This window comes from Streptomyces sp. NPDC058646 (assembly GCF_042716875.1).
Classification (GTDB): Bacteria; Actinomycetota; Actinomycetes; order Streptomycetales; family Streptomycetaceae; genus Streptomyces.
The window spans coordinates 158,152-178,082 of the sequence record NZ_JBHXRK010000015.1 but is presented as its reverse complement, the minus strand read 5'-3'; the positions used below and the strand labels follow the sequence as shown (position 1 = coordinate 178,082).

The window sequence follows — 19,931 nt, the reverse complement described above, 5'->3', positions numbered from 1 at the left end:
GGTGACACCGTTGAGCACGCCACCGACCGAGGGAGCAGGCGTGAACAAGGGGTACGCAGCCTTCTGCGACGCCGACCGCTGGTTCTACGACGCGCCGTACCGGCGCGCCGAGGTCGAGTACCCGTCGGCTCTCGCCCCCGTACCGGCGGGCTGGCGCTCGCACCGCAGCGGTGACTGGCTCGCACTGCGGCCGGTCGACGCCGAACTGCCCGCGCAGGGCTGGAAGATCCACATATCGGCCTGCCTCGACAACGCCGAGTCCGTCCTGCAGCGGGTGTACGACTACTGCGTGGAGCGGCGGATCGCCTTCAAGTTCGTCCCCGGCCGCTACCTGCTGCACCTGCGCAACGCCAAGTACGCGGACCGTGCGGCGAGCGGGAAGTTCATCACCGTCTACCCGGCGGACGAGGAGCGGTGCGGGCGGATCGCCGGGGACCTCGACGCCCTGCTGGCCGGGGAGCCCGGCCCCTACGTCCTCAGCGACCTGCGCTGGAACGACGGTCCGGTCCACCTGCGCTACGGCAGCTTCACCCTGCGGCACTGCTACGACGAGCGGGGCGAGCTGGTCCCGGCCGTCGAGACCCCGGACGGCCGGCTGGTGCCGGACGTGCGCGGCCCGGCGTTCCACCTGCCCGAGTGGGTCGAGGTGCCGGAGTTCCTCCGGCCCCATCTGGAGCGGCGCGCGGCCGTCACCCTCGAAGGGATCCCCTACACCGTCGAGCGCGCCCTGCACTTCTCCAACGGCGGCGGCGTGTATGCGGGCAGGGACACCCGTACCGGCGAGGCGGTGATCCTCAAGGAGGGCCGTCCGTTCGCCGGGCTCGCCGCCGACGGCGCGGACGCCGTGACCCGGCTGCACCGCGAGCGGGAGGCGCTGGAGCAGCTCGCCGGACTGGACTGCGTGCCCTCGGTGCACGGCGCCTTCACCGTCGGGGACCACCACTTCCTCGTCATGCAGTACCTCGAAGGCAAGCCCCTCAACACCTACTTCGCCCGCCGGCACCCGCTGATCGAGGCGGACCCCGATCCGGCCGAGCTCGCCTCCTACACCGAGTGGGCGCTGACGGTGCACCGGCGGGTGACCGAGGCGGTGGAGGCGGTGCACGCGCGCGGCGTCGTCTTCAACGACCTGCACCTCTTCAACATCATGGTCGCGGAGGACGAGCGGACCGGCGAACCCTCGGTCGCGCTGCTCGACTTCGAGGCCGCCTCGCGCGTCGGCGACGGGCTGCGGCAGACGGTCGCCAACCCGGCGTTCGTCGCCCCGGCCGACCGGCACGGCGCCTCCGTCGACCGGTACGCGCTGGCCTGCCTGCGCCTGGCCCTCTTCCTGCCCCTGACCAGCCTGCTGATCATGGACCGGGCGAAGGCGTGCCACCTCGCGGACATAGCCGCCGCGCAGTTCCCCGTACCGCGCCGGTTCCTCGACGAGGCGGTCGAGGAGATCCTCGCCGGCCCCACGGCGGGCGCTCCCACCGGGAGGATCGCGGCCCCGTCCGGCCCGTACCTGCCGGTCGAGCCGGGGGACTGGGAGGCCGCCCGCGACTCGATGACGGCCGCCCTGCACGCCGCCGCGACACCCGACCGCGACGACCGGATCTTCCCCGGCGACATCGCCCAGTTCGCCACCGCGGGCGGCGGGACCGCCTTCGGGTACGGAGCCGCCGGCGTCCTGTACGCGCTCGCCGAGACCGGAGCCGAACCATGGCCGGAAGCCGAGGAATGGCTGCTGGCCCGTACGAAGGAACCGGTCTCCGGCACCCCGCTCGGCTTCTACGACGGCCTCGCCGGACTCGCCTGGACCCTGGAACGGCTCGGCCACCGCGACCGCGCCCTGGCCCTCGCCGAACAACTCCTGCAGCAGCCCTGGCAGTCCGCCGGCCCCGACCTGCACAGCGGACTCGCCGGCATCGGCCTGGCCCTGGACGCCCTGGGCGCGGCCACCGGCGAGAGCGGACTGCACGCCGCGGCACTGCGCTGCGCCGACCTGGTGTCCCGGGCGACGCCCGCCCTCGAACGGGCGGGGCTGCTCCACGGCAGCAGCGGACCCGCGCTGCTGTACCTGCGGCTGTACGAGCGCACCGGCGACGAGGAGTTGCTGACGCGCGCGGGCCTGGCGCTGCACCGCGACCTGGACCGCTGCGTGACCAGTGCCTTCGGAACCCTCCAGGTCGACGAGGGGTGGCGCACGATGCCCTACCTCGGAGCCGGCAGCGTCGGCATCGGCATGGTGCTGGACGACTGGCTGGAGCACGCGGCGGAGGAACGCTTCGAGAAGGCGCGGGCCCAGATCGTGCGCGCCGCCCAGGCGACCTTCTACGCGCAGCCGGGGCTGTTCCGCGGCGCCGCCGGAATGGTCCTGCACCTGGCCCGGACCACCACCCCGGGTCCCGGCACCCGCGCCGAGGACATCGACCGCCAGATCGACGCCCTGGCCCGGCACGCCGTCCCGTACCGAGGCCGTCTGGCCTTCCCCGGCGAGCAGTTGATGCGCCTGTCCATGGACCTGTCCACGGGCACGGCCGGCGCGCTCCTCGCCCTCGGCAGCGCCGCGCCCGGCGGGCGCGCGCACCTGCCGTTCCTTCCGCCGCTGCGGTCCACCGCGGCGGCCCCAGAGCCGGTCCCCCACCGGGGGCCGTGACCCATCGGAACACCACCAGTGAAGAGGAATCAGTCATGACCCTTCTTGACCTGCAGTCGATGGACACCGTGAAGGAAGAGACCACCGAGGCCGCGCACCTCACCGGCGGCGGCAGCCGCGCGAGCCTGCTCCTGTGCGGTGACAGCAGCCTGAGCATCACGACCTGTAACTGACCGGGTCGCTGCCGGGCCCGGGCGTTCGTCGCCCGGGCCCGTTCCCACTCCCTGGAGCCGCCGCACATGAGCCCGTCCGACGCCGCGGCCGACGAGGCCGCGGCCGCACGCGCCGCCGACCGGGCGCTGAAGGCGGCCGCGCGCCACAGCCCCGGCCGCACCGCGGCCGTGTTCGGCTGCTCGGTGGCTGCCGCGGCCGCGGCACTGGCCGAGCCGGCCGTCCTCGGCCACACCCTGGACCTGCTGCTGCGCCGGGATCCCGGCGGCAGCGTCTGGATCCTGTGGTGCGCCCTGGTGATCACCGCCGAGGTGCTCCTGGACGCCGCCGCCGCGCGGCTCACCGGAAGCGTCGACGCCCGCTCGACCGCCTGGCTGCGCAGGCTCGGGATCGCCCGGCTGCTGCGCACGGCACCGCACCACGCGGCCCGCCACGCGCCCGGCGAGGTGTCCGCCCGGCTGACCGCGCACGCCACCGAGGCCGGTACCGTGCCGGGTGCCGTGGCCGGCGCGACCGCTGCCCTCCTGCCGCCAGTGGGCGGACTCGTCGCGCTCTTCCTCATCGACGTGTGGACCGCTCTGGCGTTCCTCGCCGGACTCCCGCTGCTGGTTGTACTGCTTCGGGCCTTCGCCCGCGACTCCGGCGCCAGCGTCGGCCGCTACCAGCAGGTGCAGCTCGCCATGGCCGGGCGCCTCGTCGAGACCCTGGCCGGTGCCCGAACCGTCGCCGCCGCCGGCACCGAGCAGCGCGAGGTGTCCCGGATCCTGGCCGGACTGCCCGAACTGGGCCGTGAGGGAAGGAAGATGTGGCGGGTCTACGGATCCGCGACGGCCCGCACCGGTGCCCTGATGCCCCTGCTGCTGTACGTGGTGCTCGGCGTGGCCGGCATGCGGCTCGCGGACGGTGCCCTCGGGGTGGGCGGGCTGCTCGCCGCGGTCCGGTACGCGGGGCTGGCCGCCGGGGTCGGCGCCGTGACCGGGCGGCTGGCCGCGGTCGTCCGCGGCAGGGCCGCGGCCCGCCGGGTGGCCGCCCTCCTCGTCCTGCCCGAACTGGCGCAAGGGGAGCGCGGGTTGCCGGAGGGCGGGCGGGGGCGGCTGGAGCTGCGCGGGGTCCGTGTGGTGCGGGCGGGCCGCGTCGTCCTGCACGACATCGACTTGGACGTCCCCGGAGGAGCCACCGTCGCCGTCGTGGGCCGCTCGGGGTCCGGCAAGACGCTGCTGGCCGCCGTGGCCGGGCGGCTCACCGCGTGCGACGCGGGCACCGTACGGCTCGACGGGGTGCCGCTGGAGGAGCTGTCCGCCGGCGTACTGCGCCAGGAGGTCGGCCACGCCTTCGACCGGCCCGCGCTCTTCGGGGAGAGCGTCGGCGCGGCCATCGCCTTCGGGGCGGGCCCGGAGCCCGGCCCGGAGGCCGTGCGGGGTGCGGCGCGGGCGGCGGGGGCGGAACCGTTCGTACGGCGGCTGCCCGAGGCCTACGCCACGGCTCTCGCCGACGCGCCGCTGTCCGGCGGCGAGCTGCAACGCCTCGGCCTCGCACGGGCGTTCTGCCACGCGGGGCGGCTGCTGCTGCTGGACGACGCCACCTCCAGCCTGGACACGGTCACCGCGCGCGAAGTCGAACGGGCCCTGGCCCGCGAGGTGCGGGCCACCCGTCTCGTCGTCGCCCACCGGATCTCCTCGGCGGCCCGCGCGGACCTCGTCGTATGGCTGGACGCGGGGCGGATCCGAGCCGCGGGGACGCACACGGAGCTGTGGCGGGACCCCGGCTACCGGGCGGTGTTCGCGGCCGGTGGCGGGGAGGAGCCCGCGACGGGGTCCGCACCCGAGGCCGAAGGGGCGGCCGGAGGCCAGGTCGGATCGCACGGCGGAGGGCCTGCTGGTGGCGGGCCGGCCCCCCGGGAGGTGGTCCGGTGAGCGAGTACGGCACCTGGCGACGGCTCGCTCCCGACGGCCGCCGGTTCCTGCGCTCCCGCGCCCGTACGCTCGGCCGGCTCACCCTGTGGTCCCTGCTGGAGTCCGCGCACACCTTCCTCGGCGGGTACGCGGTGGCCCGCGCCCTCGACGACGGCTTCCTCGCCGGGCGGACCACGGCCGGCACCGGCTGGCTCGCCGTGGCCGCGGTCGGGTCACTGCTCGGCGCGTTCGCGCTGCGCGGGGTGTTCGGCGGCCTCGCGGACATGGTCGAGCCGCTGCGCGACGGCCTGGTCAGGCGGGCCGTGCGTCAGGCCGTGCGGCGGGCGGTCGCCGAGCCGGGGCGCGCCGGTGACCTCGGTGCGGTCTCCCGGCTCGCTCAGCAGACGGAGATGGCGCGCGACTCCTTCGCGGGCCTGGTGCTGGTCGCCCGGTCCTTCGTCTTCACCGCGGTGGGCGCGCTGGCCGGGCTGGCCGCGCTGGCGCCCGTCATGCTGCTGCTCGTGGTGCCCCCGCTGGTGCTGGGCACGGCGGGCTTCCTGGCGACGCTGCGTCCGATGGCCCGTGTGCAGCGGCGGGTCCTCGACACCGACGAGGCGCTGTCCGCGCGTACGGGCGCGCTCGCGGCGGGGCTGCGTGACGTGGTCGCCTGCGGCGGCGGGGCCGCTGCCGGGGCTCCGCTGGAGGAGCTCGTGGCCCGGCAGGAGCGGTTGACGCGGCGCCTCGCACGGTGGGCCGCCCTGCGCACGCTGACGCTGGGCGTGGCGGGACGCCTCCCGGTCGTCGCCCTGCTCGCCGGGACGCCCTGGCTGCTCGGCAGGGGGGTCAGCGCGGGTGCCCTGGCCGGTGCGCTCACCTACCTCGTCCAGTCGCTGCTTCCGGCCCTCGACGCCCTGATGACGGCGGTGGGTTCGGCGGGTACCCGGCTGATGGTGGTACTGGACCGCTTCACGGATCCGGGGACGACCGCCCCGGAAGCCGCCGACCGGCTCCGGGCGCCCTCGCCGCCGGCCTGCGGGACCGGGACCGCGGCCGAGACGGGTGCCTCGGCCGGAACCGCGGTGAAGGCCGGGGCCGCCGTCGAGCTGCGGCAGGTCCGCTTCGCGTACGGCGCTCGCGCGCACCCGGTGATCGACGGCCTCGACCTGGTGCTCCAGCCCGGCGAGCACCTGGCCGTGGTGGGCCCCAGCGGCATCGGCAAGTCCACCCTCCTCGCCCTGCTCGCCGGTCAGCTGCCGCCCGACCGGGGCACGGTCCTGCTGGCCGGGGCCCCGGCCCGGCGCTCCCCCGGCGGAGGCTCCGGCGGGGGCCCCGACGTGCGCCGGACCCTGCTGCCCCAGCAGGCCTACGTCTTCACCGGCACGGTCCGGGAGAACCTGACCCACCTGTGTCCCGGGCCGGTGAGCGCGGCCCGGGCGGGTGCCGCCGCCGAAGCCCTCGGCGCGGCCGGGCTCGTGGCCCGGCTGGGCGGCCTGGACGCACCCGTCGACCCGGCCCGGCTCTCGCAGGGCGAACGGCAGTTGCTGGCCCTCACGGCCGCCCACCTCTCGCCGGCGCCGCTGCTCCTGCTCGACGAAGCCACCTGCCACCTCGACCCGCACGCCGAGGCACGCGCCGAACGGGCGCTGGCCGCCCGGCCGGGCACGCTCGTCGTGGTGGCCCACCGGGTCTCCTCCGCGATCCGGGCCGACCGGGTCCTCGTGCTCGACGGAACCCGGGCGGTGTGCGGCTCGCATGCGGAACTCCCGGCACGGTCGGCCCTGTACCGGGATCTCGTGGGGATGTGGGGCGTGGATGCCTGAGGAGGCGGGAGGGGACGGGCGAGGGGCCGGGTCGGCGGCGCGGGGCCCGGGCGGCTCAGACCCAGCCGGCCCGCCGGGATATCCGGATGGCGTCGATCCGGTTGCGGGCGCCGGTCTTGCGGGTCGCCGCGGCCATGTAGTTCCGTACGGTTCCGCTGGCGAGGTGCAGGGCATGGGCGATCTCGGCGATCGAGTCCCCCTCGGCGGCGCGGGCCAGCACGCTCAGTTCCCGCGGGCTCAGCGGCATGGGTTCGGCCTCCATGAGGGCCGAGGCCAGCGAGGCGTCGACGAAGCGCTCCCCCGCCGCGAGCTTGCGGATGGCCCGGACGAGCCGGCCCGGCGAGCCGTCCTTGTCCACGTACCCCAGGGCCTGCGCCTGGAAGGCCCGGCGCAGCGGGCCGGGGGTACCCGACCGGGCGAGGACCAGCAGCGGGGTGGACGGGGTGAGGGCGAGGCGGCCCGCCCGGCCGCTCGGGGCGAGCAGGGCCGACGCCCCGGGACAGTCGATGTCGACCACCGCCACGTCCGGTCGTAAGAACTCCGCCTGGCGAGCGGCGGTCCGCCAGCCTGCGGAGGTGACCTCGAAGTCCCCTTCCGATCTCAACAGGGCCGCCAGCGCCGAGCGGACGAGGCTCGTGCTGTGCAGGACGAGGACTTTGGTCATCGTGGTTCTCCTCGGGCAGGTGGCGATCGATCAGCACCAAGCGGGTGCCCAGCTACCGCCTGGCCGGAACGTCCCTGCGGGAGGCGCGCGGGGGCGCGTGGCCGAACCCCGTACGCCTCGCTGCTCCGCGCGGACCCCCTACCCACCGGCCCACCTCCCCAACTGCCCGGCCGGGGCGGTCAAACGCACGGCGGCGGCAAGATCCGGATGGGCTGGTTCCGGGTGCATGGTGCGCGCGGGCAGCCACGGCCCGTGACCGCGACGGCGCCCCCGGACCGCGCACCACGCACCACGCACCACGGACCGGCCGCACCGGGGAGGCGGGGTGGGGAGGTGCCGTCCAGGCCGTCTCCTTCGGATCTTGCCGGGTGCGTCGGCGGCGGATGCCCACCGCCACCGCGGAGATGAGGACGAAGACGGTCAGCGCAAGGAGGGCGAGGGCGTCCAGTGCCCCGCTGAGCGGCCCGAGGACGAGGAGCGGCAGGCCGGCGACGAGGACTCCGGGCGCCGTGTCCAGGCGGCTGAACGCCTGCCGTCCGGCGAGGAGCGGGCCGCCGGCGACCGGCAGGGCGAACCGCAGTCCGCCGAGCGGGTACGGCAGGGGGCGCAGCACGAGCGCTGCGGTCAGGACCCTCGTCCACGTGACGACGGCGGTCACCCCGGCCGTCGTACGGATGCGCGGCGTCGGGCGGAGGTCGGACGGACAGAGCAGCATCACCAGGGCCGGGAGGAGCGGCAGTCCGGTGAAGAGGGCCGCGGATCCGAGGTCGAAGGCGGCCGGGCGGGCGGCGCCCGCCAGGATGCCCGCCGTGACCGCCGCCAGTGCGGCCCAGGTGCCGGCTGCCCAGCGGCCCGTGAGCGCGAGGGCGGCGCCCAGCAGTGCGACGAGGTGGGTCACCGCGAGGAGGTGAAGCCGAGACCGTTCGGTCGGTCTCGCCGAAGCCGGGGAGGGCCTGCGGTCCCCGTCCCGCCGTGGAGGCCGGGCAGGGCGGCCGCGGCGAAGGACGCGGGTGCGGCCGGCGTCGCCCTTCGCACCGAGGTCCAGGGGACGCGTGGCCTCCTGGGCGGTGCGGGCGGTCCTGGCCGCCTCGGCTGCGAGGACCTCGCGGCCGCGGGGTGCGGGGGCGTAGCTGCGCCGACGGCGCCCGTCGACCACTTCCTCCTCGTGGACGGCGATGAGTTCCTGTTCGAGGAGGCGCTCCAGGGCCCCGTAGAGGGTTCCGGTGCGCCTCTTCATGCGGCCTTCGGGACTCTTCTCGACCTCTTGGGCGATCGCGTATCCGTGCCGTGGGGCGTCGGCGATCGCGGTGGGGTTGGGCAGGGTCGGTTCACGCAGAGCTTGATCGTTCACGCGCTTCCGATAGGTCGGTAGCCGACACATGTCGACAGCCGGCCTATGGGAGCCCGGTGCGGCGAGCGGATCGGTGGGCGCGGCGACGACGGGGGTCCCGGCGGCGCTCCTGCCGGACGGCCGGCACAGCGCCTGCGGGGGTCCGTTACGGGAGCGGGTGGGCCAGGTCGGCGTCGCCGAGGACACCGATGAGTCGCTCGGTCTGCGTCATGGCGTGGCGCACCCCGGTGCCGGTGGCGGCCACCATGCCCCACCGGTCGGGCACGCAGGCCACCAGATCGGCCACCGCTCCCCCGGGAAGCGCCGCGAGCACGGCCGCGCGGGTGGTCTGGAGCGTCGCGGTGGCGGTGGGCCTGAACAGGCGGGTGGCGGCGTACGGTTCGCCGCCGCGGCCCGTCCCCGCCTTCTCGTGGAAGGTGCGCAGGTATTCGGCGCCGTTCGAGGAGAGGTTGAAGTCGATCGCCGCGGCGACGACCCGGTCGTGGAACACGCCGCCGATCCGGCCGACGGCGAAGTCGACCCTCCCGTCACCAGGCCGCCGTAACTGGCGTCCATGATGCTGGCTTCGCCGAGGAACGCGGCATGCAGTGCGGTCATGGCCCGGCGCATCGTGTCGTACAAGGGGCGTGGGAGACCGCAGCTCTCCCATTCCGCGGCGTCGAGGTAGGCGTTGCCTTCCCATGCGCAGCCGTTGAGGATCTGCAGCGTGAGGCCGGGGGCCACTGCTCCACCTCGGATGTGGCCGGAGGGCCCTACGGGGTGGTCGGTGCCGTTGGAGCGGAGGGTGAGGTAGTCGACGGCTGCCTCCAGCAGGTAGTCGTCCCCGTACTGGTGGGCGTCCGCCGCGGCGGCGCGGAGCGTGGCGGTGTCGCGCAGGTCCAGGGGACCGACGATGCGGGCGCCGTCGCCGGCCTCGCTCGGCTTGAGGAAGGCGCTCCGGATCCGGTAGCGGTCGCGGAGCAGGTCCGCCGCGCGGACCGCGTCGTCGGCGAAGCGTCCGGGCTCCCCGCTGCTCCGCGCGAGGGTGTATCCGGGCAGTACCGGCATCACCAGCCGCAGGCGCCGGTAGGCCTCGCTGAGGCGCTGTTCGGCCGCCAGCAGTTGATCCGGGTCGAGACCGGAGGGGGACAGCGCCCCGGCGTCCCCGACGAAGGGGTGGATGTGCCGTTTGCTGTTCCACCGTGTCGACACCACAGGGTTGTTGGCCTCGACCCGCAAGCTGCTCAGCCCCGCCCGGCGCAGGAGCCAGAGCAGGAAGATCTGCGTCTCCTGGTCGAGCGCGTAGGGCCGTGCCACCGCATGGGGATGCGAGCGCAGCCAGGCGACGAGCCGGCCCGTCGGACTGCGGGTGTCCTCGTCCCGGTGGCGGTCGGCCGCGGCGAGGAGGGCCTGGCAGAGGTAGTAGTGCTCCAGGTCTCCAAGGTCCACCGTGTCGATGCCGAACACCTCGGCGGCCTCCCGCCAGGGCCCGGTCCTTCCCACGACCAGGTCGCCCCGGCGTGCCGTGAACACGGCGCGCGTCTCCAGGTAGGTGGCGCAGTCGTAGGGCGGCCGGCCGGCCGCCAGATCACTGACGTCCCCTTCGAAGAGGCGGGTCGCCGGGGTGGCGCCCTGCAGCACCAGCGCGGGAACGGCGGCCGCCGAGGCCCGGTAGGGGCGCAGCAGCCTGGCCGCCTGTTCGGCGGCCAGGCCGGGCGTCAGGCCCAGGAGGCGGGTGCTGTATCCCGAGAGGTGGCCCTCGCGGACGAGCGGGCCCGTACCGAAGCCCACCCACGCGATCTCGGTCCCGTCCTGGAGGCGGACGGAGGAACTGCCGGCGGCGGGCGCTGTCGTCGTGCGCGGCGTGCTGTGCATGGCCACCTCAGGGGTCGTGCGGACGTCCGACTGCTCCCGCGCCTGCCGGTGTCAGGTCTGCGGCGGGCGGTCCTCCCGGCCCAGCTGGTCCTTCATCTTCTGCTGCCCCGTGTCGACCTGGGACTGGTACTTGCCCTGGGTCCGCCCGTCGACGTAGTCGCCGGTCTTGTCGATGCCCTGGCCTGCCTTGTCCTCGTGGCCCTTCAGCATCTGCCTGAGCTTGTCCATCATGGACATGACTGCTCTCCTTCGGGTCGGGTTTCCGGCACTGTCAGGATCATCCGACGCCCGCCGATCCGCATCCGAAGCAGCCGGTGAGCAGGTCGGAGGTGCGGCCGCGTGGCGCGGGGGACCGCCGGACGGTGCTCCGCCGATCGGGTGAGGACCCCGGCGGCGGAGCGCGGCCCCGCGGCCGTCAGGCCTCCGGGACGGCGGCCGGGCGCATTCCGGCGAACCGGTAGGTGGCGACGAGGTGGTCGGCGGCGGCCAGGGCGTGGTGGACCGCACGCTGTCCGAGCAGCACGCACAGGGTGTAGCCGGCGTCTTCGAAGCGGGCCCGCAGACCGGGGTCGCCGGGGGCGGTGAAGAGCCGTCTGCGCAGATCGCGGAAGCGCGCGAGGTGGTGGCGCAGGGTGTGGGGGTCGGGCAGGAGGGCGGGGCTGGTGGGCAGCTGTGCGGCCAGGGCCCCTTCGATCGCGGTCCGCAGCGCCTCTTCGACGGCGACCGGTGCGGGTGCCAGGTCGCCGCGCAGGGCCGAGGCCGCCCGGGCGGCTTCGGCGTCCCCGACCCCGGCGAGACGGGCCGTCAGGACGAGGATCTGCTGCGCGGTCTGGATGCTGCAGGGGAGCAGGGCCATCAGGATTCCCGCCGCACGGCCGGCGTCCGCGTCCGGCTGTGCGTCCGCGTCCGGCTGTGCGTCGGCCGCCTCCGTCGCGGCGGCGGGGTCCTCCTCCGGTTGCGCCGGGTGCTCCGCCGGGCCCGGATGCTCGGGATACGTACTGGTCATGGCCCTCCCTCGGGGACGTCCCGGACGGACGGGCCGGGTGGAGACCGGTGTAGCAGGCATGACCACCCCAAGTCCTCGGACACGCGCCCGGCCTCCGCTGCTCCGCCCGAACCGGGACCGCATGGACCGGCGTTGACGCGCACGCCGGCCGGTGTCCGCACCGGCCGGGGCCCGTCCCTGCCGCCGTCGGCGTCCGTACGCACCGGCGGCGGCGCCCGGCAGGACAGCGGCGGACCGGCTGCTGTCGGGGGCGGCGCTCCCCGCCGAGCAGGCGGCCGGGGCGATGCTCCGCGAGGCCCTCCACCGGCCACGGCCGCGCGCCTCGCCCACGGCTTCGCCGGCGTGACGTTCTGGCTCGGCGTGCTCTCCCTTGCCGCGGTCCCGCTGTGGCTGCTGCTGATGCCGGCGCCGCGGCGCGCACGGACGGGTGGGGGCGGGCGTACGGAGTGACCGCCCCGGGACGGCTGGCGGTCCGGCGCCGGCGCGACGCCCGGCCGACCGGCCGACCGACCGGCCGACCGACCGACCGACCGACCGACCGACCGGCTGCCCGACCGGCTGCCCGGCATGGCTGCGGCAGACCGCCGGGACACCGTTACATTCCCTATGGGTCCTTTTAATCATCGATGCGTAGGTTTGCGAGGGTGCCGCGACGGAGCGGCCGCTCCCCCGAAGCCGACCCGATGGGGCCCTGTTCACCATGCGCATCTCCCCCCGCACCCTGCGTACGAGCCTGGTCGTCGCGACCGCGACCGCCGCGCTGTCCCTCGGCGCCGCCTCCGGCGCGCTCGCCACCCCCGCAGGCCCGGCCGCCGCCGGTGCCGTCACGGCCACCGCCCTCCCCGGGGCACAGCCCGTCCCCGTCGGGACCGTGCAGCTGGCCGTGCCCGGTCACACCGCGAAGGTGGTGAGGACCGGCCCGCACGCCTACCGGGCCGACATCCTCTTCAACGGCCGCAAGACAGCCGTACTCACGGCGCAGGACGGCAGCGCCTCGGCGACGAACCTGGACGGCCTGAACGTCCAGCTGACCTCCCAGGGGCAGGTCTCGTCCTGGGTGGAGCGCGCCCGGCCCCGGCCGGAGCCCGCGGACAAGCGCGTACTGGTCCGCGTCGAGCAGCTGGCCGACGGTTCCACGGCCCGGGTCTACCGGCTCGGCGCCGACCGCTACCAGGCGGACGTCTACGGCGGCCCGCGGCCCGGCGGCACGAAGCTCGGCACCCTCGACACCGCCGGCCGGCCCGCGGCCGGGGAGGACAACGGCCTGCACATCGTGCTGAACCCGGACGGCAGCCTGCTCTCCTGGCTGGACCAGGCGCCCGCCCCGGCCGCGAACCCCGGACGCGCCGCCCTGAGCCAGGCCGCGTAGCAGCCGCGCCCCGCGCTCCGCGCCCGGGCACGGGCGTACGGACATGAGTGGCGCCGATCTGGACACCTGCTGGGTATGACACGCATCCCGAAGCGAGGCCGCAGCGGCGAACAGGAACGTCCGGACGCCGGTGGGCGCCGCGCCGCGGGCCCCGGCGAGGAGGTCGAGGAGCGGGCGCCCGACCAGCCCAGCGCGCTCGGGAAACGTTCGTGGCGGGCCGTGTTCCGCGGGACGGTCAAGGAGTTCACGAACGACGAGCTGGCCGACCGGGCCGCCGCCCTGACCTACTACGGAGTGCTGGCGCTGTTCCCCGCCCTTCTGGTCCTCGTGTCCCTGCTGGGCGTCGCCGGCGAGTCCGCGACCCGGCAGGTCCTGGACAGCCTGCAGAAGCTGGCCCCCGGCTCCGCCCGGGACCTGATCCGAGACGCGGTGGAGCAGTTGCAGGGCCGCGGTGGCGTCGGTTCGCTGCTGGCCGTCGTCGGTCTGATCGTGGCGCTCTGGTCCGCCTCCGGTTACATCGCCGCCTTCATCCGCGCCTCGAACGCCGTCTACGACGTGCCGGAGGGCCGGCCGGTGTGGAAGGTGCTCCCGCTCCGCGTGGCACTCACCGTGACCCTGATGCTCCTCGCCTGCGCCAGCGCGCTGATCGTCGTGTTCACCGGAGGCCTGGCGCGGGCAGTGGGCAACGCCGTGGGCATCGGCGACAGTGCACTGACGGTGTGGTCGATCGCGAAATGGCCGGTACTGGTCCTCCTCGTCACGATCATGATCGCGCTCCTGTACTGGGCCGCGCCGAACGCCAAGGGCCGCGGCTTCAAGTGGGTGACGCCCGGCAGCTTCCTGGCGCTGGCGATCTGGCTGGCGGCCTCGGCGGGATTCGCGTTCTACGTCGCCAACTTCGCCTCCTACAACAAGACGTACGGCACGGTCGCGGGTGTGATCGTCTTCCTGGTGTGGCTGTGGATCACCAACCTCGCCGTCCTCCTCGGGCTGGAGTTCGACGCGGAGCTGTCCCGCCAGCGCGCGATCGCGGGCGGGATGCCCAAGGACGAGGAGCCGTACGTCGAGCCGCGCGACACGCGCGCCTGGAGCAAGGACGAACGCCGCCGGATGGAAGGCCCTGCGGTCGAGGGCCCCTGACGGAGGGCCGCGGGACCGGGGCCTGCGAGCGGCCGCGACCGCTCGGCCGAGCGCGCGGACCAGTGACGTTTCTGTGGTGAACGGGCTGCGCCGTTGGGGTGAGTAAAGCCTTCGTAGTGCGTACTTCTAGGGAAACTCCCGAAAGGATCTGTTTTGGGTAAAGAGTTGCCGTGTCGCGGCGGCCCCTGCCCTGTCCCTGTGCCACACGCAGCCTTCGGAGGAGCCTGACGATGACCTACGGGAACAAGTTGCGGAAACAGATCGCCGAGCCGGGTACGACCCCCCTCATCGGCGTGTACGACATGTACTCGGCTTCCGTCACCGCCGGACACTACGACGGGATGTTCGTCTCCGGCTTCGGGTTCGCCGCCTCCCACTACGGGCTGCCCGACATCGGGTTCATCGCCTGGCCCGACATGATGGCCTTCGTACAGCGGCTGCGCGGCGCGTTCCCCCGCCACCACCTGCTCGTCGACATCGACGACGGCTACGTCGACCCGGAGGTGGCCTGCCACGTCGTCGAAGGGCTCGAACGGATCGGGGCGTCCGGCGTCATCCTGGAGGACCAGAAGCGTCCGCGTCGCTGCGGGCACGCCGACGGCAAGTTGGTGCTCCCGCTCGACGAGTACCTGGAGAAGCTGGACATGGTGCTGGCGACCCGCAAGGACCTCGTCGTCGTCGCCCGCACGGACGCGACCGAGGAGGACGACATCCTCCGGCGGGCCGAGGCCCTGGCGGGCACGGACGCCGATGTCGTCCTCGTCGACGGGGTCCGCAGCGTGGAGTGGATCCGGCGGATCCGCGAGGTGGTCGGGAGCAAGCCGCTGCTGTTCAACCAGATCGCCGGGGGCAAGTCGCCGCGGCTCTCGCTCAGCGAACTGTCCGACCTCGGCATCGACGTCGCCATCTACAGCACGCCCTGCCTGTTCGCCGCCCACCAGGCGATGGACACGGCCCTCACCGAACTGCAGCTCGCCGACGGACGGCTTCCCGCTACGGACGGGGCCGACGGCATCGGTATCGGCGAGTCGACGAGGCTGCTCGCGAAGAACATCGCGCGCCACCACAACCTGCCGGCAGCGCGCGAGAGCGTGGGCGTGTGACCCGGGGGCGGATCCGGACCGCCGCGTATCTCGCGGTGACCCTGCTGGGCGGTGGCGCCGCCCCCGCTGCCGCCGCCGGCGGCAGCCTGATCACGGTCATCGACAACTCGCACGCGGACTCCGTCGTCGAGGTCGACCGCGCCGCCAACGTCCAGAGCGGCAGCGGCAGCGCGGGCAGTGACCACGACGGCACCGCGGGGGACATGCTGGCCACGCTCGTGGCGGCGGTCCACCCCGGCGGGGAGGACGGCGACTGACCCGGGAGGCTGTCCGGGCACCCCGGTCGGGTGTCCGGCAGCCTCCTCGCGCCGTGAGCGGTACGTGCCGGCCCTGTAGCCGACGGGCGTCCCCGCCGGGGGTGTCAATCAGACCCTCCGGACTGTCCGTACTGCCGTACAGCCAGCTGCGCCGGGAGGACAGGGTGGGCCTCCGGGTGGAACTCCCGTTGACGTAGGGGGCGATGGTGGCGTCCTGGCCGCCGTGCCGTTCGCTGCGTCCGGGAGGGAGTTGCGCATCTGCTGTGCGCGTGCAGCGACTCGGATTTCTCTCAGATGACGACTTCGTCAACGCTCCGTGCGCCCCGGGAGTTCGGGGACGGCGGTGGGGTCGGAGCGCCCGGGGGCGCGATCCAGGGAATGCAAGGAGCCCCGCCGCCCCTTCACCCGAAGAGACAGCCGAACGGGTGGCGTCGCCTCCTGCAGCCGTCGAGAAGTGCCGGAGGCGGCGCGCGGCGTGCTGTGCTGCGTACACAGCCCGACAGTCGTCGGCGGGCCGGCCTCTCCGGGAGGGGACTCGGTCTGCCGGACAGCAAGGAGGAGGTCTGATGTCTCGTTCCGTGGACAGCCAACGAACCCGAAGCACCGTCAGGTCACTGGTCTGTGCCGTGTTCCTGTGTCAGGCAGTTCTGCTCGGCATTCCCAACAGCTACGCGGCTACCGTCTCTTCCAGACCCCGCGTCGACTGGGACGCCATCGCCAGATGCGAATCGGGGGGCAACTGGCGCGCCAATACGGGTAACGGGCATTACGGCGGACTGCAGTTCACGCAGTCGAGCTGGAAGGCCGCGGGTGGCCTGCGCTACGCACGGCGCGCCGACCTGGCGACGAAGTCGCAGCAGATCGCCACGGCCAGGCGGCTGGCAGCGATCCAGGGCATGGGCGCCTGGACCTGCGCCCGCCGCCGCTGAACGGCGCGTCACCCGTGGCGGACGACGCGCGAAGGCTCCGCATCGGCCTGGCTCCGCCAGGTCCGCCCTGCCGCCGGCACCCCCGTACCACACCTCGAAATCACCGCGAAGGACGGCAAGTCGGCCGTGCGGCACCGTCGGCGGACCCACGCGGCCGGGTGCCGGAGTGGCGCGGTGCCGCTGCGGCCGGGTGCCGGAGCGGCGGAGTCCCGGAGCGAACCGGGCGTTCCCGGACCCGCGGAGTCCCGGACGGACAGGCCGGGATGCCGCGACATGGCGCTCGGCCCTCTGCGCGGACGGCGATACGGACCCCCGGTGCGCCCCGCGACCGACCCGCCGCGCATGCGGCCGCGCAGCCGGCCGCCCGGGTATCCGGTCGGCGCATGCATCCGGTCGGCGCATGGACGTCGGGTATCGGGCGTATTGTTCGAGTATGACCGACGGGTGTCGTGCGGGGCAGCGGACCGCCCCCGCTCGCCCGCCCCGCACAGCGGCGAACGGCGGGCGGCGTGCTCCCGTGTACCCGCCGGTCGTTGCCGGGGGGGTGGCTCGTGGCCGGCGCTCCTGCCACCGGATCGTGACGCGTGGTGGCCGGGCGCGGTGACGGGCCCGGCGGCGCCGGGCCGCTGGACGAGGTGCTGGCCGGCACCGTGCGCCGCACGGGGGCCTCAGCCGGAGCCGTCTACCTGCTGGACGAGGCCTCGCAGGTGCTGGGCCTCGTGGTGCTGTCCGGGGTGCCGGTGGAGGTGGCGTGGCCGTGGCGGCGGGTACCGCTGAGCACGTCGGTGCCGGTGAGCGACGCGGTCCGCGAGGACCGTCTGGTGTGGGTGGGATCCCATGACGACATGGCCTGTGTCTATCCGCGTGCCGCCGCGAGCCTGCCCTACCGGTTCGCGCTCGCGGCGGCTCCGCTGCGGGGCGGTTCCCGCTGCTGGGGGGCGCTGCTACTGATGTGGCCCGCGAGTCACCCCGCCGAGGCCACCGCCCGCGAGCGGGGCCACATCAGCTCCGCCGCCCGGCGCGTCGCCCACGTCCTGGACGAGAGCGCTGCCGTGCCCGCCCTGCCCGAGCAGCCTCGTCTCCTCCCCGCCGGCGCGGCCGCCCGTGCGCACGGCGCCTCCGCCGAGGCCGCCACGGACTATGTGGAACGCCTGCCCGAAGGTGCCCTCGGCCTGGACCTGGAGGGCCGGATCACCTACCTGAGCTCCGCGGCGGCGTCGCTCCTCGGGCTCGATGCCGGCCGGCTGCAGGGGACCCGCCCGTGGCAGTCCCTGCCATGGCTCGACGACGCGGTCGTCGAGGACCACTACCGCACCGCCGTCATCAGCCGTGATCCGGTCGCGTTCACTGCCCTGCGCCCCCCGGACACGTGGCTGCGCTTCCAGCTCTACCCGGACGCCAGCGGCATCAGCATGCGCATCACCCGCTCCCCGGCCCCCGGTCACGGCCGACCCCGTACGGGGCGGACTCCGCGGTCCGCGCGCCACTCCCCCGCGGGAACCGCCCAGGCCGGACGGCTGTACCAGCTGGTGCACCTGGCGGCCGCCCTGACCGAGACCGTCGGCGTCCGCGACGTGGTCGAGCTCGTCGCCGACCAGATCCTGCCCGCCTTCGGCGCCGACGGTCTGGTCCTTTCCGCCGCGGATGCCGGCCGTCTGAGGATCACCGGACATCACGGCTACGACCAGGAGACGATCGACCGCCTCGACGGACTGCCGCTGGACACCGACCTCACGCCCGCCGGAGCGGCGCTCGCCGAGGGCACCCCGTCCTTCTTCGCCAGCCCCGACGAGTTGGCCCGCCGCTATCCCCGGGCCCCCCAGATCAGCGGCAAGGCAGCCTGGGCCTTCCTCCCGCTGGTCATCTCGGGCCGCCCCGTCGGATGCTGCATCCTCTCGTACGACCGGCCCCGCGACTTCAGCGCCGATGAACGCGCCGTCCTCACCTCCCTGGCGGGGCTGATCGCCCAGGCCCTGGACCGCGCCCGCCTGTACGACGCCACGCGCGAGCTCGCCCACGGCCTCCAGCAGGCCCTCCTGCCGCGCAGCCTGCCGGTCCTGCCGGGCCTGGAGACCGCCGCGCGCTACCTGCCCGCCAGCCACGGCATGGACATCGGCGGCGACTTCTACGACGTCATCCGCATCGACGCCACCACCGCCGCGGCCGTCATCGGTGACGTCCAGGGCCACAACGTCGCCGCCGCCGCGCTGATGGGCCAGGTCCGCACCGCCATCCACGCCACCGCCGGCGCCCCGCCCGACCAGGTGCTCGCCCGTACCAACCACGTCCTGGCCGATCTGGAGACCGACCTCATCGTCTCCTGTCTCTACGCGCACATCGACCTCGCCGGCCAGCAGGCGTTCCTGGCCAGCGCGGGCCACCCGCCACCGCTCCTGCACCACCGCGACCGGCCGCCCGCGGCCGTGACCCTCGACCCCGGCCCCTTGCTCGGGGTCTCCCCCGACCTCTCGTACCCCGTCACCGTCCTGCCCTTCGGCGGCGGGACGACCCTCGCCCTGTACACCGACGGCCTCGTCGAGAGCCCCGGCACCGACGCCGAGGCGACCGCCGACGGCCTGGCCCACCTCCTGTCCGAGTACGGCGGGCGGGGCCTGGACCAGCTCATCGACGCCCTCCTGCGCGAGGCCCGGCCCACCGCCCACTACACGGACGACATCGCCGTGCTCCTGCTGCGCACCGCCGCCACGCCGCCCGCCTGAGCGGACCGGAGGGCTCAGCTGTCGGCGGCGGCGTCCTGGGCCGTCTGCAGTGCCTGCCCTGCGATGGTCAGGGCTTCCTGGTCCTGCCCGGCCGCCTCGGCGGTCTGGGCCTGCCGGAGGGCCACGCGCAGCAGTTCTCTGGTGTGCTCCGGCAGGTCCGTCGACGCCACCACCTCTTCCAGCCTCCGGATGCTGTCCCTCACGAGGTCCTCGGACACGGCTCGTCCTCCTTCGATACGGATCAAGGGCGTCCGAGGCTGCCACGCGGGCGAGCGCGCACCGGGACGGCGTGCAGCCGGACCACTCTCACGGGCGACGGAAACCGCGGCAGGGGGTCCAGGGCCGGGCGGCCGGCGCTGCCGCACGCGCCGGCGTTCCGCGCGGGTCAGGCGGACCTGACCCGCGGATCAGAGCGCCCGGGAGGCCTGCGGCCGGTCCGGGACGGCGAGGTGCGCTTCCGCCGCCAGCACGGCCTCGTGGGTGCTGGGGCGGCCCATGAGCACGCACAGGGTGTAGGACGCGTCGTCCATGTCCCGCAGGGCGTCGGGGTCTGCGGGCGCGGCCGCGAGGCGGGCCCGGCATGCGCGCAGGCGCGTCAGCACTTCCTCGGTCCGGGCCCGGCTGGGCGTGAGGCCGATGCGCCGGAGGGTGGGCGGGGCGGGCGTCCGGGCCGCCTCGACCGCGTGGCGCAGGGCCCGCTCGATGGGTGCGGGCAGGGGTGTGCCCCCGGCCGCGGCGGTCATCGCGGCTTCGAGTTCCCCGGTGGTGACGCCGGCGAGTGCCGCGGCCGCGGCGAGGATCCGTTCGGCGTCACGGGCCGAGCAGGGGGTCGCGGCCATCACCGTCCCCACCGCCTGCGATGCCGCCCGGGAGGCCGGCCGGGGCAGATCGGCCTGAACCGCGACAGGAGGGGCGGATGGGGAACGGTTTCCAGGTATGGACATGGAGATCCCTTCAATCCAAAGGCCTCAGGACGTGATGGCCGTAGAAGACTTATGCCCGCTGGAGCGCCCC

At 74.7% G+C, this 19,931-nt stretch carries 16 protein-coding genes and 1 pseudogene; 10 read left to right on the top strand and 7 right to left on the bottom strand.

The window, feature by feature from the left end:
- Window positions 1-40 precede the first annotated feature (40 nt).
- The 4 genes from lanKC (at window position 41) to ACFWUZ_RS20005 (ending at window position 6,524) form a co-directional block, all read left to right on the top strand.
- Window positions 41-2,641: a class III lanthionine synthetase LanKC gene (gene lanKC, locus ACFWUZ_RS20020; protein WP_384374230.1), complete on the top strand. Its 2,601-nt coding sequence runs from the start codon at window positions 41-43 to the stop codon at window positions 2,639-2,641.
- Between the two features lie 35 nt (window positions 2,642-2,676).
- Complete coding sequence (locus ACFWUZ_RS20015) at window positions 2,677-2,814, top strand: SapB/AmfS family lanthipeptide (protein ID WP_031143925.1); 138 nt, start codon at window positions 2,677-2,679, stop codon at window positions 2,812-2,814.
- Window positions 2,815-2,880: 66 nt separating this feature from the next.
- Window positions 2,881-4,725, top strand: coding sequence for an ATP-binding cassette domain-containing protein (locus tag ACFWUZ_RS20010; protein WP_384374227.1), 1,845 nt, complete (start codon window positions 2,881-2,883; stop codon window positions 4,723-4,725).
- Window positions 4,722-6,524: an ATP-binding cassette domain-containing protein gene (locus tag ACFWUZ_RS20005; protein ID WP_384374224.1), complete on the top strand. Its 1,803-nt coding sequence runs from the start codon at window positions 4,722-4,724 to the stop codon at window positions 6,522-6,524. The genes ACFWUZ_RS20010 and ACFWUZ_RS20005 overlap by 4 nt, the downstream gene beginning before the upstream one ends.
- A 55-nt stretch (window positions 6,525-6,579) precedes the next feature.
- Here ACFWUZ_RS20005 and ACFWUZ_RS20000 read toward each other — a convergent pair whose 3' ends face one another.
- From ACFWUZ_RS20000 to ACFWUZ_RS19980, 5 genes and pseudogenes are all read right to left on the bottom strand, one after another.
- A complete protein-coding gene (locus tag ACFWUZ_RS20000; protein ID WP_384374221.1) occupies window positions 6,580-7,188 on the bottom strand; it encodes a response regulator transcription factor in 609 nt (202 codons plus the stop codon).
- Between the two features lie 1,015 nt (window positions 7,189-8,203).
- Window positions 8,204-8,539 (bottom strand): annotated as a pseudogene (locus ACFWUZ_RS19995) (PadR family transcriptional regulator); the annotation flags it as partial.
- Between the two features lie 207 nt (window positions 8,540-8,746).
- On the bottom strand, window positions 8,747-10,393 hold the full coding sequence (locus tag ACFWUZ_RS19990) for a hypothetical protein (RefSeq protein ID WP_384374218.1): 1,647 nt from the start codon (window positions 10,391-10,393) through the stop codon (window positions 8,747-8,749).
- 51 nt (window positions 10,394-10,444) lie between these two features.
- Window positions 10,445-10,630, bottom strand: coding sequence for an antitoxin (locus ACFWUZ_RS19985; protein WP_384374215.1), 186 nt, complete (start codon window positions 10,628-10,630; stop codon window positions 10,445-10,447).
- 178 nt (window positions 10,631-10,808) lie between these two features.
- The gene (locus ACFWUZ_RS19980) at window positions 10,809-11,399 is read right to left on the bottom strand and encodes a DUF5133 domain-containing protein (RefSeq protein ID WP_384374212.1); all 591 of its coding nucleotides are present in this window, start codon (window positions 11,397-11,399) and stop codon (window positions 10,809-10,811) included.
- Window positions 11,400-12,099: 700 nt separating this feature from the next.
- On the opposite strand from ACFWUZ_RS19980, the gene ACFWUZ_RS19975 reads away from it, so the two are divergent.
- From ACFWUZ_RS19975 to ACFWUZ_RS19950, 6 genes are all read left to right on the top strand, one after another.
- Window positions 12,100-12,768, top strand: coding sequence for a hypothetical protein (locus tag ACFWUZ_RS19975; RefSeq protein WP_384374209.1), 669 nt, complete (start codon window positions 12,100-12,102; stop codon window positions 12,766-12,768).
- 75 nt (window positions 12,769-12,843) lie between these two features.
- Window positions 12,844-13,908: a YihY/virulence factor BrkB family protein gene (locus ACFWUZ_RS19970; protein ID WP_384374206.1), complete on the top strand. Its 1,065-nt coding sequence runs from the start codon at window positions 12,844-12,846 to the stop codon at window positions 13,906-13,908.
- A gap of 230 nt (window positions 13,909-14,138) precedes the next feature.
- Window positions 14,139-15,011 (top strand): oxaloacetate decarboxylase, encoded by an 873-nt coding sequence (locus ACFWUZ_RS19965; RefSeq protein WP_384374203.1) that lies wholly within the window; start codon window positions 14,139-14,141, stop codon window positions 15,009-15,011.
- The gene (locus ACFWUZ_RS19960) at window positions 15,008-15,268 is read left to right on the top strand and encodes a hypothetical protein (protein WP_384374200.1); all 261 of its coding nucleotides are present in this window, start codon (window positions 15,008-15,010) and stop codon (window positions 15,266-15,268) included. The genes ACFWUZ_RS19965 and ACFWUZ_RS19960 overlap by 4 nt, the downstream gene beginning before the upstream one ends.
- 566 nt (window positions 15,269-15,834) lie before the next feature.
- Window positions 15,835-16,197, top strand: coding sequence for a transglycosylase family protein (locus ACFWUZ_RS19955; RefSeq protein WP_384374197.1), 363 nt, complete (start codon window positions 15,835-15,837; stop codon window positions 16,195-16,197).
- Window positions 16,198-16,784: 587 nt separating this feature from the next.
- Window positions 16,785-18,917 (top strand): SpoIIE family protein phosphatase, encoded by a 2,133-nt coding sequence (locus tag ACFWUZ_RS19950; RefSeq protein ID WP_384374280.1) that lies wholly within the window; start codon window positions 16,785-16,787, stop codon window positions 18,915-18,917.
- A gap of 14 nt (window positions 18,918-18,931) precedes the next feature.
- Here ACFWUZ_RS19950 and ACFWUZ_RS19945 read toward each other — a convergent pair whose 3' ends face one another.
- Entirely contained in the window at window positions 18,932-19,135 is a 204-nt protein-coding gene (locus ACFWUZ_RS19945; RefSeq protein ID WP_384374193.1) for a hypothetical protein, read from the bottom strand.
- Between the two features lie 189 nt (window positions 19,136-19,324).
- On the bottom strand, window positions 19,325-19,756 hold the full coding sequence (locus tag ACFWUZ_RS19940; RefSeq protein ID WP_384374190.1) for a DUF5133 domain-containing protein: 432 nt from the start codon (window positions 19,754-19,756) through the stop codon (window positions 19,325-19,327).
- Between the last annotated feature and the right edge of the window lie 175 nt (window positions 19,757-19,931).